This window comes from Caulobacter sp. FV1ye6ST (assembly GCF_058681225.1).
In genome coordinates, this window is record NZ_CM178733.1 from 4390834 (window position 1) to 4405042 (window position 14209).

8 protein-coding genes are annotated in these 14209 nt (G+C 67.3%); 3 read left to right on the forward strand and 5 right to left on the reverse strand.

The window, feature by feature from the left end:
* The first annotated feature begins 186 nt into the window (after positions 1-186).
* Complete coding sequence (locus ACW175_RS20850; protein ID WP_492101851.1) at positions 187-927, forward strand: FadR/GntR family transcriptional regulator; 741 nt, start codon at positions 187-189, stop codon at positions 925-927.
* 42 nt (positions 928-969) lie between these two features.
* On the opposite strand, the gene ACW175_RS20855 is transcribed toward ACW175_RS20850, so the two are convergent.
* The 5 genes from ACW175_RS20855 to ACW175_RS20875 form a co-directional block, all read right to left on the reverse strand.
* Positions 970-1896, reverse strand: a complete 927-nt coding sequence (locus ACW175_RS20855; RefSeq protein ID WP_492101852.1) for a Gfo/Idh/MocA family protein — start codon at positions 1894-1896, stop codon at positions 970-972.
* A 94-nt stretch (positions 1897-1990) separates the two neighbouring features.
* A complete protein-coding gene (locus ACW175_RS20860) occupies positions 1991-2923 on the reverse strand; it encodes a family 43 glycosylhydrolase (RefSeq protein ID WP_492101853.1) in 933 nt (310 codons plus the stop codon).
* A 66-nt stretch (positions 2924-2989) separates the two neighbouring features.
* Positions 2990-6196 carry a glycoside hydrolase family 2 TIM barrel-domain containing protein gene (locus tag ACW175_RS20865; protein ID WP_492101854.1) on the reverse strand — a complete coding sequence of 1069 codons (3207 nt, stop codon included), beginning with the start codon at positions 6194-6196 and terminating at the stop codon, positions 2990-2992.
* Positions 6197-6259: 63 nt separating this feature from the next.
* On the reverse strand, positions 6260-7801 hold the full coding sequence (locus ACW175_RS20870; protein ID WP_492101855.1) for a tryptophan halogenase family protein: 1542 nt from the start codon (positions 7799-7801) through the stop codon (positions 6260-6262).
* A 177-nt stretch (positions 7802-7978) separates the two neighbouring features.
* Positions 7979-10765 carry a TonB-dependent receptor gene (locus ACW175_RS20875; protein WP_492101856.1) on the reverse strand — a complete coding sequence of 929 codons (2787 nt, stop codon included), beginning with the start codon at positions 10763-10765 and terminating at the stop codon, positions 7979-7981.
* A gap of 243 nt (positions 10766-11008) precedes the next feature.
* Between ACW175_RS20875 and ACW175_RS20880 the strand changes: the two genes are divergently transcribed.
* Both ACW175_RS20880 and ACW175_RS20885 read left to right on the forward strand, forming a co-directional pair.
* Positions 11009-12613 (forward strand): glycoside hydrolase, encoded by a 1605-nt coding sequence (locus tag ACW175_RS20880; RefSeq protein WP_492101857.1) that lies wholly within the window; start codon positions 11009-11011, stop codon positions 12611-12613.
* A complete protein-coding gene (locus tag ACW175_RS20885) occupies positions 12610-14187 on the forward strand; it encodes a DUF5597 domain-containing protein (RefSeq protein WP_492101858.1) in 1578 nt (525 codons plus the stop codon). The genes ACW175_RS20880 and ACW175_RS20885 overlap by 4 nt, the downstream gene beginning before the upstream one ends.
* The last annotated feature ends 22 nt before the right edge of the window (positions 14188-14209 follow it).

The window sequence follows — 14209 nt, forward strand, 5'->3', positions numbered from 1 at the left end:
CCGGCAAGCCCGCCGCCCCGGCGCTCGCGAACCCGGGTCGCGGCGGGCCGACCGGGTCGTTCGTCGCCGAGCAGGCAGGCCGCGGACTTGACCTAGGGATGTAGCTGCCTGTTTCAGGGGCGCCCGAAGCGCGCTACAGATGAATGACAACCCTTAGCGAAGCCGTCGCGGAAAGAATACGAGCCGATGCGCACACAGCCCGGCACCAGCTTGACCTACTCGCTGGTCGAAGCGCTCGGTCAAGCCATCGTCACGGGCGAGTTCGCGCTCACGGGATTTCCGACGGAAGCCGAAGTCTCCAAGCGCTTCGGCGCCAGCCGAACGGTGACGCGCGAGGCGGTGAAGATGCTGACGGCCAAGGGCCTGCTCAGCGCCCGCCCCCGGCATGGCACCGTGGTCGAGCCGGAAGCCGAGTGGAACATGCTCGATCCCGACGTGCTGCGTTGGTTGCTGGAGCGCAAGTTCTCGCTGCGCCTGCTGACCGAATTCACGGAGATGCGCCTGGGACTGGAGCCCGCCGCCGCGGCGTTGGCCGCTCGCAACGCCGATGAGGCGGGACTCGAGGAAATCCGCCGGGGCCTGCGCCGGATGAAGGCCGCGGCCAGGGGCGAGGATGACGCGCTGGCCGCTGACATCGCCTTCCACATCGCCATCCTCAGCGCGACGCAGAACCCGTTCTACCGCGAGCTCCATGAACTGGTGAACACGGCTCTGCGCATCTCCATCCGCTTCACCAATCGCATCAAGGGCCGGACGGCGTCGATCCCCTCGCACGAGGATGTGGCCGAGGCGATCATCGCCCGCGACGCCGACAAGGCTTCGGCCGCCATGCGCGAGATCATCCTCGACGTTCTCGAACTCGTACGCTCGGCTTCGGACCTAGCCGCTTCGGACCTCGCCGCGTCGCCGGACGCCGTCACGGGGTAGTCCCCGGACGCTCGCCGCGCGCCTTGGTCGATCCCGGAGCGCCTATTCGACGAACGGCTCGACCAGGGTTCGGCGACCGAGCAGAAAGGCGTCAGCGACCAGGGCCAGGGGCCTAACGTCGACATCCGACCGGCCGCTTCGGATCAGCGCGCTGAAGCGACGATACAGGCCGGGATATTCGGTGTCCGCCGCCTCCACGATCCGCTGGCCGCCGATATCGAGCACCGCTCCGCCCAGCGACAGGCACAGTTTTTCCGTGTCCGTCTCGATTTCGATGCTCCAGGTCTGAGGACCGGTTTGCAGGAAGTCGAAATCCGCGGTGATCGTCGTGGCGTCGAGGTCCGTCATCTCGATATGGGCCGCGACCGGGCTTTGGACGTTCGCCGGTATGTCCAGGGCCGCGCTGGTGACGAACACCTCACGAGGCATGATCTCGGTCAGGATCGACAGGGCGTTGATGCCCGGGTCGAAAACGCCGAGTCCGCCGGCTTCCCAGATCCAGGTCTGCCCCGGATGCCAGCGCCGCACGTCTTCCCGCCACTGAATGTCGACCCGGCGAATGCGGCGATCCGCGAGCCAGGCCTTGGCGGCGGGAACGCCCGCGGCGAACCGCGAATGCCAGCTGGTGAAGAGCGTCACCTTGTTGTCGGCGGCGAGCGCGGCGAGGTCGCGCACTTCGCCAACGCTCACGCCGGGCGGCTTCTCCATGAAGACATGCTTGCCGGCGTTCAGGGCCGCCACGGCGGTCCGCCAACGAACCTGCGGCGGCGTACACAGCGCTACGGCCTCAATGGCCGGGCCCTGCTCGAGCATGGCTTCGAGCGACGGAAAGGCTGGTACGCCGACATCGACATGGGCGCGGCTCGCCACGGCCGCCAGCGTCCAGTCGGGGTCCGCCGCCAGGGACGGAATATGCTGGTCGCGCGCGATCTTGCCGACGCCGACAATGCCAATTTTTATCCCGTTCATACCGCCCCCGAATGTTGCGTCGGTATTATACTACAAATGAGCGATGTCCAAGCCTTGGTCCGGCCGGCGCGGGGCCGGCCGATCCGGTCGGACGCTAGGGCTTGGGCTTGGGCTTGGGCTTGGGCCGCACCTCCTCGATCGCGCCATCCGCGCCATAGCGCAGGGGCTCGATGGCGATCGAACGGCGATGGTCGCCGCCGCCGGGCAGCAGATTGTCGTGGTAGAACAGCCACGTCCGCCCCTCGGCCTCGATGATCGCCTGGTGGTTGGTGGAGATGTTCCGATAGTCCAGGATCACACCGCGATAGGCGTAGGGTCCCATCGGGGACTTGGCCGTGGCGTAGACGATCTGGCCCGGCCAGCCGGTCGAGAAGCTGAAATAGTACAGCCCCCCGCGCTTATGGACGAACGGCGCCTCGCCAAATTTCTTCTTGGGGTCGTCGGCGGGAAAGCCCGTCACGACCAGGTCCTCGATCGGTCCGGCCAGGCTGACCATGTCCTTGCCCAGCTTGACGATCTTGGGCTCGCGGCAGCCGAAGACCATGTAGGCCTGGCCGTCGTCGTCGATCAGCGCCTGCGGGTCGATCGGCTCGGCGCCAGTGTTGGCGTCGCGCGCCTTGTCGACCAGGGGCGCGCCGATGGCGTCCTTGAAAGGCCCCTCGGGGCGGTCGGCGACGGCCACCCCGATCTTGTCGCCGCCCACCGGCGCGTAGAAATAGTATTTTCCATCGCGGTAGGCCGCGTCCGGCGCCCAAGCCTTGGCGTCGGGCCTGGCCCACGAAAATACCGAAACGCCCAGGAACGCGCCGCCGTCCTTCCAGGTCTTGAAGTCCTTGGAGGTGTAGAGCCTCCAGGTGGTCGAGTCCCAGTAGGTTCCCGAGTTCGACGCGTCGTCGGTGGCGTAGAGATAGTAGCCGGACTTGAAGACGTGGGGCGACGGGTCGGCGTTGAAACGCGGGCTGATCGGCTGGCCGGCCAGCGCGGGACCGGCCAGCAACGCCGCCAGGGCGAACGGGAGAAGCTTCATTCGAATTCTCTGAGTTTGGCCCCTCCGGCGATCGCCAGAGGGCCATGACGAGATGGAAAACGGCGGCTATTGCGGCGTCGTGGCTTGCGCCGGCGAAGCCTTGTCGGGCGTTGAGCCCTCACCCTCGAACGGCTCCAGCCGGAACGCGACGCGGATCGGCTCCAGCCTGGTGCGGTATTGCATGTGCGGTTGACCGACATGGTTCCAGGCCGTGTCGCCGCCAACGCCCCACTGCGCGCCATCGACGAGCAGCGAGACCTCGTCGTGCGGAACGATGTCGCTGCTTTTCCACGTGCCTTCCGGCCGCCGGTAGAGGTCGGCATAGGGGAAGGCCAGCACGTTCATCATCAGCGGCGTCGCGCCCCGGACCCGCAGTCCCTGGCCCTCGCCGGAAACCTCCATCCAGCGCACGTCGACCTTGTTGCCGGTGTCCTGGGGCCGCATGTAGTCGTGGTTCTGGTCGGCGATCAGGCCGCGCCACAGACCGATCGGCGCGCTGGTCTTGCGGTCGACATAGCTCTCGTGCGGACCCCGTCCATACCATTCGACCGTCTTGACGCTGGTCGGCAGAGTGAACCAAAGCCCCACCCGAACCGGCGGCGGCAGATCGTCCTTCAGCGGGGTCAGTTGGCCAGCCACGTCGACAGCGCCATCGCCATTCATGGTGTAGGTCGTGACGAAGCGCGCCGCGCCGGCGCCGAGCTCGTGATCGACACTGATCCGCCCGGCCTTGGCGTCGACCGTGATCGTCCGCGTCTGGCGCGTCTTGGTCATCGCCTTCCACGGCGTCTGCTGATTGACCGTGCCCGTCAGGGTGTCGTTGTCGGTCTCGGCGCGGAAGAAGTTCGGCTGACCGCCCTTGAGTGTCGCGCCGCCAGGCTTGCCATAGCTCATGACCAAGCCCGTCTTGCGATCCAGCGTCAGGGTGGTTCCGGACGCCGATAGCGAGATCAGGTCGGCGGTCTCTTTCACCGCGACCGAGCCCGAGGCGGCCTGAGCCGGGGCGGAAACCGGCTGAGTCAGCGCGAACTGCTCCCAGCCGACGACATAGCCTTCGGGCGTCAGCGGAACGGAGCCCGCCTTGGCCTTGGCGCGCAGGGTGACGAAATACTCCGCGCCCGGCTTCCGCGCGACGCTGGCGAGCGGCAGCGTGATCGTCTGGGTCGCCCGGGCCTGGGTGGCCAGGGCGGGCAGGTCGCCCGAGGCCACGGTGACGCCATTCTCCTGCAGCGCCCATTCGAAGGCGAAGCCCGACAGGTCGCGGAAGTCGTGGCGATTGCGCACCGTCACCGTACCGCGCGCGGGATCGAAGGCCTCGAACTGGATGGGCGAGAGCACCTTCTGGACTTCATAGAGGTGCGGGTTGGGCGTGCGGTCGGGCTGGTTGAGGCCGTCGCCGAACTCGACGTCGCCGCCGGGATTGGGGCCATATTCGCCGCCGTCGCCCCAGTAGCGGCGACCATCCTTGGCGTAGCGGTACATCGACTGGTCCACCCAGTCCCAGATGAAGCCGCCCTGCAGCTTGTCGTACTTGTAGATGGTGTCCCAATAGTCCTTGAAGTTCCCGCCGGAGTTACCCTGCATGTGGGAATATTCGCACTGGATCATCGGCTGGGTGCGGGTCGGATCCTGGGCCCAGTCCACCATCTTCTCGATGTCGTCGTACATCGGCGCGTAGATGTCGACATAGGGATTGGGCGCATGCTCCCAGTCCAGGGTGCCCCAGCCCAGATACGAGATCAGACGCGAGGGATCGCGCTTGCGAGCCTCGGCGGCGGCCTTCTCGAAATTGGGTCCGATGCCGGCCTCGTTGCCCAGCGACCAGAAGATGACCGAGGGGTGGTTCTTGTCGCGCTCGACCATGTTCAGGACGCGGCTGACGTGCGCGCCTTCCCAGGCCGGGTCGAAGCCGATCTGCAGCTTGGGCCGCAGTTCGGGATACTTGTTGGCGTAGTCCATATAGGCGTGGCTCTCGATATCGGCCTCGTCCATGACATAGAGGCCGTATTCGTCGGCCAGGGCGTACCAGAGCTCGGCGTTGGGATAGTGCGAGGTGCGCACGGCGTTGATATTGTTGCGCTTCATCAGCTCGATGTCGCGCCGCATGCTGGCTTCGGAGATGACGTGGAACGTCTCCGGATCGTGCTCGTGACGATTGACGCCGCGGATGATGATCGGCTTGCCGTTGACGGCCACGCGACCGTTCTTGATCTCGACGGTGCGGAAGCCGATGCGCTGGGGCGTGGCCTGGATCACGCCGCCCTTGGCGTCCAACACCTCGACCAGCAGGGTGTAGAGGTTGGGGGTCTCGGCGGTCCATTGGCGAACGTTGGGCACGCTGGCCGAGAGGGTCTGGGTCTTGGCCACGCCGGCGGCGACCTTGGCCTCCTGGGTCAGGACCGTCTTGTCGCCGTCCAGCAGGGTCATGCGAACGGTCACGGCCTGGTCGCGCTGGGTCAGCGCCACGTCGGTCGACAGCGCGCCGTCGCGATAGGCCTTGTCGAGGCCGGCATGGACGAAGAGGTCGGTCAGCCGGACCTTCGGCGCGGCCTTCAGATAGACCGAACGCTCGATGCCCGAGACCCGCCAGAAGTCCTGGTCCTCCAGATAGCTGCCGTCCGACCAGCGGTGGATCTGGATGGCGACGATGTTCTTCTGGCCAGGCTTCAGGAGCCTGGTCACGTCGAACTCGCTGGGAAGCTTGGAGTCTTCCGAATAGCCGGCCTCGCTTCCGTTGACCCAGACGCGATAGGCCGAACCGGCCGCGCCGATGTGCAGGATCACGTCCTGACCCGACCAGCCCGCGGGGATCTCGAAGGTCCTGCGATAAGAGCCGACGGGATTGGTCGCGTGCGGGATCAGCGGGCGGTTGGCCGGGAACGGGTAGGTGATGTTGTTGTACCGGGGCTGATCATAGCCCTCGGTCTGCCACAGGGCCGGGACCTTGATGGTCTTCCAGCCGGACACGTCATAGTCCGGCTTCTCGAAGCCCTCGGGAACGTTGTCGGACGACGGCGAGAAGCTGAACGACCACGGGCCGTCCAGGGTCTGGTAACGGCTCGACTTGGCCGGGTCGCCGGCCAGCGCCGCCGCGCGGGTCTCGAACGGGAAGTGCGTCGCGCTGGCCGCCAGCTTTCCCCGGGCATAGACCGCCGGGTTCTCCCAGTCCGGTCGCGAGGCGTCCACCTGCGTCGGCTGGACCCGCGGCCCCTCGGCGGCCGCCGCGCTCGCCAGGCTCAGCCACGCGACGCTGGCCAACAGGATCTTCTTCATACGCACCCTCCCATCCGGAGCGAGTCCGGTTGTATTTATCAGACAATTACGATCAGGCCGGCGTCAACACTTCGCCGCGCAATGGGCCCTGATGAAGTCAGCGTGGGTCGGCATGGCGGCCGCCGCTTGGGCCGCCGCCTCCGCGCTCCGCGCCAGTCGCGCGGCGGCCATGTCCGGGGGAACCCCCAGCGCCAGCGGGTCGTCTTCGCCCGCCCCGAGCTCCTGCCCCTCCATCACCGCCAGCCAACTGGTCTTGGTGAAGAGCTCGTCGCTCTCGCGGAAAACGCGCCCGGTGGCGCGATGGATGGCCAGCCGCTCGGCCAGGCTGTCGGGCGGGGTCATGTCCCGCAGCTCGCGCCAGTACGGCGTGTCGTCGCGCTGGGTGACGTGGAAGTGCAAGACCAGGAAATCGCGGACATGGTCGAAGTCCGCCGCCATCAGGCGGTTGTAGCGCCGCGCGTCGGCGGGCTCGAACGCCTTGGTCGGCAGCATCTCCAGCAGACGCGCCACGCCGGACTGGATCAGGTGGATGCTGGTGCTCTCCAGCGGCTCCAGGAAGCCCGACGCCAACCCCAGGGCCACGACATTCTTGACCCAGCACGCTTCGCGACGGCCGGCCTGGAAGGTCAGCAGTCGCGGCTCGGCCAGCGGCTCGCCGTCCAGGCCCGACAACAGGGTCGCCGTCGCCTCATCGACCGAGACGTGCCGGCTGGAGAACACGTAGCCGTTGCCCGTGCGGTGCTGCAGGGGGATGCGCCACTGCCAGCCGGCCTCGCGGGCGGTCGAGCGCGTGAAGGGCGTGGGCGGACCGACATTGGCCGACGGCACGGCCAAGGCCCGGTCGTTGGGCAGCCAGCGCGACCAGTCCTCGAACCCCGTTCCCAGGGCCTGACCCAGCAGCAGCGACCGGAAGCCCGAGCAGTCGATGAAAAGGTCGCCCGCGATGCGCTCGCCGCTGGCCAGGGTCACGGCCTCTACGAAGCCGTCCGCGCCGCGCAGGGAGACATCGACGATCTTGCCTTCGCGGCGGACGACGCCAGCGGCCTCGGCAAGGGTTCGCAGCATGCGGGCATAAAGCGCCGCGTCGAAGTGGAAGGCGTAGCCCATCGGCGGCGGACCGTTGGCGGCCTGCGAGATCGGCGCGAACCGCCCCTGGGCGGCGGCCTGGGCGCAGACCGAATAGCTGTCCAGAGGCCCGGCCTGTCCGGCCCGGTTCAGGCGTCGCCAGACCGCCTCGAACGGCGCGACGCCGAAGTCATGGCCATAGACGCCGAACGGATGGAAGTAGCGGTGTCCCAGCCGGGTCCAATCGACAAATTCGATACCCAGCTTGAATGTGCCTTGCGTCTGGCGAACGAAGTCAGCCTCGTCGAGGCCCAGCAGGCCGTTGAAGGCGCGGATCGGCGGAATGGTCGCCTCCCCCACGCCGACAATGCCGATCTCCTCGGACTCGATCAGCGTGATCGCGGGGCCGCGCGGCCCCAACACCTTTGACAGCGCGGCCGCGGCCATCCAGCCGGCGGCGCCGCCCCCGACGATGACGATACGGCAAAGCGCGCCTTCCCGGGCGGGGGGCGCGGCTGATGTCGAGAAAGCCTCGGTCATGAATAACCTTGCGGGCGGCCAGGAGCCTTCCAGCTTCGTGGGGCGCGGACAAAAGGGCTCGAAATCATAGACTTGGATCGCCGATACGCCAGAGCCGCCAACACGCTCGGCTCTCGCGCTCCCAGCAAAAAGACGCCGGCGTGGCGACAAGCGCCACGCCGGCTAGCAGGGGAGGCCTTAGTAGGTGACGCGCACGGCGAAGCCGAAGCGCCGGTCGTTCAGCTGGTACTGCAACGGCGCGGCGGACGTGCCGATGTAGAGGACGTTCATGCGGTTGTTGATGTTGACGGCGTCGAACGACACGGCGACGTGGTCGTTGACGTCGTAGCTGATCGAGGCGTCCAGCGAGGCGTAGGGCTTGGCGTATTGCGGGATGCCGTTGGCGCCGCTGCCCGTCGTCTGGTCCAGATAGGCCGAACGCCAGTTATAGGCGACGCGGCCGCTGACCGGACCCTTCTGATACAGCCCGACGAGGTTGAAGCTGTTCTTGGACAGCTTCTCGAGCGGCACCTGGGTCGGAATGCTGGAGCCCGCGGTGGCGAACGGGTTGCTCACGCTGGAGTCGACATAGGTGTAGTTGGCCTGCAGGCCCAGGCCGCTGAACACGCCCGGCAGGAAGTCGAAGAACTGCTGGTAGCCCAGCTCGATCCCCTTGACCGTGCCGTTGCCCGAATTGACCACCGTCCCGACGTCGTAGACGACGCCGTTATAGCTGCCCACCACCGTGCCGCCGGCCAGGAAGCCGTCGACCTTCTTGTAGAAGGCGCCCGCGGTCAGCGAGCCGGTGCTGGAGAAGTACCACTCGGCCGTGACGTCATAGTTGTCGGACTCGATCGGACGCAGGGCCGGGTTGCCCGAGCTGGCGCTGGGGTGGCCAGTGACCGGGTTGACCTGGTTGGGATTGTTCAGCGTCAGGTTGGTCGACAACTGGTCGAAGTTCGGACGCGCCAAGCCCTTCGAATAGGCCAGGCGCGCCTGCAGGGTGTCGGTCAGCTTGGCGCGCAGATTGAAGCTGGGCAGAACCCGCGTGTAGCTGTTGTCGACATCGATCGCCTTGGAGGTGCCGTCGGCGTTGAACTGAGTGCCTGTCGAGGTGGCCTCGGTCTTGATCACCCGCACGCCCACGCCGCCGTCGATGGCCACGCCGCCGATCTCGGTCGCGTAGTCGGCGACCGCCCAGCCGGTATAGGTCTTCTCGGTCTGGCTGTTCAGGTCGCCCGGGGTGAAGTTGTCCTTCGTGGTCGCGCCCAGCAGGGCGTACAGCGCCTTGGTCTGGGCCCAGACGCCGTCGCCCGTCGGGAATGCCGGATAGAGCAGCCCGCCCTTGACCGTGTTGCCGTCGAACCAGTCCTTGGACGGTCCCTTCATGGACAGCTGCGGGTGAGCGCTCAGCGGGACCAGCGGCGTGCCGGCCGGGGCCGAACAGTTCGGGTCGGCGCCCAGCGAGGTCACGCAGACGCCATGCCAGGTGCCACGCAGGTCGATGGAGTTATCGGAATAGCGCGCGCCGCCGCGCAGCTTGTCGAAGAAGCCGCCCTCGAAATCGTACTCGAAGTCGCTGGTCAGGGCCAAGGTCTCGGCATCGTTCCGCTGCAGGGAGTCGGCGATGTACGGGGTGGTGTAGTTGGCCGGATTGTTCAGCAGCGACGGGTCGCGGACCTCGAAGCGCGGATACTTGCCGGTCAGGTCGAAGTCGACGACCGTCTTGTGCGGCGTGGTCAGGCCCGTCTGGCCGGCCTGGGTGTACAGCGACAGGACGTGGCCGTTGCGGTCGGCGTTGTAGTACGACTTCAGGTACTGGGCGTCGAAGCTGGTCTTCAGCTTGTCGCTGACCCGCCAGGCGGCGTTCAGGGTGAAGTTCTGGCTCTGGCTCCAGAGTTGCTGGTCATAGCGGCCGGTCTCGAAGGTCTGGTTCTGCAGCGAACCCTTGGTGGCGTAACCCTCGTCGTTGAAGCTGAAGGCCGCGCCCGGCAGCGGGTCGGTGCCGTAGCTGGTCACCACGCCGGCGGCGTTCCGCACGTTCGAGCGGTTGTTGTAGTCGTAGTAGTAGGCGCCGGTCCGATTGAACCAGTACTTGGTGCGCTGGTACTGGGCCGTGATCAGCAGGTCGTCGCTGGGCTTCCACTGGAAGGCCGTGGCGATGCCCAGGCGCTTGCGATCGCCGGTGTCGTCATAGATTTCGAAGCCGTAGGGCACCTGGGCGTTGGCCGGGGCGCCGGCGATCGAGCCCGCCGGAACCGTGTCGAATGGGCCGGCCAGCAGGCCGTCCTGGCGGTAGTGCGACTTGCTGAGCACGGCGTTGACCAGGAAGCCCATCTCGCCGGCCGAGGTGTCCCAGCGGTTGCTGTACAGACCGGAGATCGAGCCGCCATCCTTGCCGACGCGGTCGTAATAGTTGCCGCGAAGCGTGGCGCTGAGCACGCGGCCCGGCGCGTCGAACGGCTTGCGCGTGCGCAGGTTCACCGCGCCGCCGACGCCGCCCTCGATGATATTGGCCGGAGCGTTCTTGTAGACGTCGATGCCCGAGAGCAGTTCCGGCGGCACGCCTTCCAGGTCGAAGGCTCGGCCGCCCGAGGCGGAGTAGACGGCGCGGCCGTCCAGGAAATTCTGCACCTGGGTCAGGCCGCGCACGGTGACGGCGGGCTGAGTACGGTGATCGAAGTCGGTGGCCCCTTCGCCATAGCGGCGCTGGATCTGCACGCCGGTTATGCGCTGCAAGGCCTCGGTGGTGTTGGCGTCAGGCAGCTTGCCGATGTCCTGAGCCTGGACCGAATCGACGATCTGGTCGGCGTTGCGCTTCAGCGCCTGGGCCGAGCGCAGGCTTTCGCGCACCCCGGTGACCACGACCTCTTCCACGGCGGTGCTGTTGTCCTGGGTCGATTGGGCCTGAGCGGCCCATGGGGCCGAGATGGCCATAGCCAGCAGCGATACACCGACGCTAAAGCGGTATTTGCCCGTCTTCATCCTTGTTCCCTCTCCTAACGGCGTCCGATCACGCTCGTTGCGGCGCGATTTCTTGTCGGACATAAACCGCATTCATTTGTACTACAAGTAGTAAGATTGTAGGTGTTTCAGGTAGAGCGCCGCGATGAGGGAGGTTGGGGTGGTCGTTATCCGTTGCTTTCTGGAACTGACACGTCTTGACGGTGGGGGAGGTCCTCCCCACGGCGCGCCGAATTGGCCGCCATTTGTGTCGGAAAAGACGCGATGAGCCGGCCCGTGCGCCCACGCCGCCTTGGCCAAGGCGGGCCTTCGGCCAGCCATGCGGCGCCGAATGAGGCGCGAAGAGCGAGTCCCGGCGATCCGACCCGTCGCGGCGTCCTGGCGGCGGCCGGATGGCTCGTCAGCGCTTCGGCGGCCGTCGCCGCTTCGCTCGACGCCATCACGATACCGTTGCGGGTCGGCCGCCCCGGCGTGGTCTTCGAGGGCTGGGGAACGGCGCTGGCCTGGTTCGCCAACGTCACCGGCGGCTGGCCGGCGGATGACCGTAACCGGCTGGCCGATCTGCTCTACGGACCCGGCGGCCTGGGCTTCACCATCGCCCGCTACAATATCGGCGGCGGGGACGCTCCGGAGACCAAGCCCTACCTGCGGACCGGAGCGGCCGTGCCCGGCTTCTGGCGTCGCCCGCCTGGCGCGGCCGGCAACGACTGGTGGCGACCGGACCGCGAAGAGATGTGGGACTGGTCGGCGGACAGCGCACAGCGGTGGTGGCTGGACGCGATCAAGACGCGGGTGCGAGCGCCTATCTTCGAAGCCTTCTCGAACTCGCCGCCCTGGTTCATGACGGTCAGCGGCAAGGTGTCGGGCGCGGAGAAGGCCACCGACGACAACCTGCGCCCCGGACAGGAAGGGCTCTTCGCCGCCTACATGGCGCGCGTCGTCGACGAGCTGCAGCGCCGCCACGGCATCGCCTTCAGAACGCTGTCGCCGGTCAACGAACCCAATACCGACTACTGGCACGCGGCCAACACCCAGGAGGGGGCCCATTGGAGCCCTCAGCGCCAGGCGGCGATGATCGTGGCGGCCGACGCGGCGCTTCGCGCGCGGGGCCTCAAGACGACGATCAGCGCGCCGGACGAAACCAACTCGCATGTCTTTCTGCGCGACTGGGCCGGCTATCCCGCTGAGGCCAGGGCCGCGATCGGACAGCTCAATGTGCACAGCTACGGGAGCCTCCATCAGACGGGTGTTCGCGACGTCGCGCGCGCCGCCAGGATCCGCCTGTGGATGTCGGAGAACGACACCCCCTTAAACGGGTACCCGGAAGACTTCGACAGCCTCGACTCGGCCCTGGCCTTCGCCGAGCACGTCGTCATGGACCTCAAGCGGCTCGAGCCCAGCGCCTGGGTGTTCTGGCAGGCCGTGGAAGATGTCAGCGCCCGCGACGGCGCGAAGGGCTCCAATTGGGGATTGATCAAGGCCGATCTGCGCGCCGAGCCCAGCGCGGCGCACCCGCTGCATGTGACCCTGAAATACTGGGTCATGGCGGGGTTCAGCCGCCACATCCGGCCAGGCTATCGGCTCGCGCCCGTCGACGATCTGGATACGGTGGCGGCCCTTTCGCCGAATGGCGACGAACTGGTCCTTGTTCACGTCAACGGCGGGCTGTCCCCCCGTCGCCTTGTGACGCCGCCGGGCTGGTCGGGCCGAATGTTCGTCACCGACCGCGTCCATCGCGACGCGCCGATCCAGGGCTTGATCGCGCCGCCCCGATCCGTCGTCACGCTAGTCCTAAGGGCCGATGCAAAGCCCGGAAGTCAGAAGCCGGTCCGAAATGAGAGACCGCGCCGCATGGGAGCACCAGGATGAAACTTCGAAGCCTTGCCTTGGCCGGCGCTGTGCTGAGCCTCGCCGCGCCCGCCGCCGCGCAATCGGTGCGACTGGCGCCGACGGCGTCGGGCAAACCCGCCCTGCAGGTCGACGGGCGACCGTTTCTCGTGCTCGGCGTCCAGCTCAACAACTCGAGCGGCTATGGGCCGATCCTGCGAGACCTGGCGCCGGCCGTCGCCCGAAGCCACGCCAATACCGTCATGGCCCCGGTCGGCTGGGAATCCATCGAACCCGTCGAGGGAAAGTTCGATTTCTCGGTTGTCGACGGGCTGATCGCCGAGGCGCGGGCGCAAAAGGTGCGCCTGGCCCTGCTGTGGTTCGGCACCTGGAAGAACGGCGCGATGGGCTACACGCCCGCCTGGATCAAGCGCGACGCGACCCGTTTCGAAAGGGTGATCAACGCGCAAGGCCGCACGGTCGAAGCCTTGAGCCCCTTGAGCGCATCGGGTCAAGCCGCGGACGCCCGCGCCTTCGCCGCCCTGATGGCCCACCTCAAGCTCGCCGATAGTCAGCAGCGCACGGTGATCCTGGTCCAGGTCGAGAACGAGGCCGGGGTCCTGGGCTCGGATCGGGACTATTCGCCAAGGGCCCAGCGGCTGTTCGACGGCGCCGTACCGGACGACATGCCGGGCGCCAAGCCTGGGTCCTGGACCGCCAACTTCGGCGCCCGCGCGCCCGAGGCGTTCATGGCCTACCACACCGCGCGCTATGTCGGCGCGGTCGCCGCGGCGGGCAAGGCCGCCTACGATCTGCCGCTCTACGTCAATGTCTGGCCGCGCGAGCAGCCGGGGCTTGAGCGGCCGGGCGACAGCTCCCCATCGGGCGGGGCCGTTTCCTGGCTGCTGGAGGCCTGGCGACGTCTCGCGCCGGCCGTGGACGTCGTCGGGGTCGACAACTACGACACCAACGTCGCGCCCTACACCGCCATCGCCCGCGCCTATGACGTCGCCGGCAATCCCCTGTTCGTGCCGGAGACCGGCGGCTCGATGGCGCACGCGCGCCACGCCTTCTGGACGATCGCCCAGCCCTATAGCCTGGGTATCTCCAAGTTCGGCCTGGATGCGGGCTTTGGGCTTGAGGGCGACAAGCCCAAGGCCGAGCCGATCGCCGTCACCTATGGCCTCTTGCAGGAGGCCGCGCCCTTCCTTCTGCCGCTACGGGATGCGGGCAAGGTTGGCGTGGCGGTCGAGGAAGATGGCATGGCCAACATTCCGCTGACCTTCTCGCGATACGATCTGACCGTGCGGTTCGGTCCCGTGCGCGACGGCTACGGCGGACCGCGCGGCCAAGGCAATGCCGACCTGTCAGGCAGGGCCATCGTCGCCGAAGTGGAGCCCGACACGTTCTTCGTGACGGGGGCGTCGGCCAACCTGAAATTCGCGTCAAAGCTCGGCGAGACCGGCGGCGTCGAACTTGTGAGCGTCGAGGAGGGGCGGATGGAGGCCGGCCGTTGGATCCGCGAGCGCTTCCTGAACGGCGACGAGACCGCCTTTGGCCTCATCCTGCCGGCGGAGGGCCGCTCGCTCATGGTCCGCGTCCAGCGGCAGCCCTGAGAGGCGTGATCGAAAGGGGCCG

Coding starts and splice junctions, on each gene's coding strand:
- ACW175_RS20855 (WP_492101852.1), bottom strand. CDS start 1,896: ATGAACGGGATAAAAATTGGCATTGTCGGCGTCGGCAAGATCGCGCGC.
- ACW175_RS20885 (WP_492101858.1), top strand. CDS start 12,610: ATGAAACTTCGAAGCCTTGCCTTGGCCGGCGCTGTGCTGAGCCTCGCC.
- ACW175_RS20850 (WP_492101851.1), top strand. CDS start 187: ATGCGCACACAGCCCGGCACCAGCTTGACCTACTCGCTGGTCGAAGCG.
- ACW175_RS20865 (WP_492101854.1), bottom strand. CDS start 6,196: ATGAAGAAGATCCTGTTGGCCAGCGTCGCGTGGCTGAGCCTGGCGAGC.
- ACW175_RS20870 (WP_492101855.1), bottom strand. CDS start 7,801: ATGACCGAGGCTTTCTCGACATCAGCCGCGCCCCCCGCCCGGGAAGGC.
- ACW175_RS20860 (WP_492101853.1), bottom strand. CDS start 2,923: ATGAAGCTTCTCCCGTTCGCCCTGGCGGCGTTGCTGGCCGGTCCCGCG.
- ACW175_RS20875 (WP_492101856.1), bottom strand. CDS start 10,765: ATGAAGACGGGCAAATACCGCTTTAGCGTCGGTGTATCGCTGCTGGCT.
- ACW175_RS20880 (WP_492101857.1), top strand. CDS start 11,009: ATGAGCCGGCCCGTGCGCCCACGCCGCCTTGGCCAAGGCGGGCCTTCG.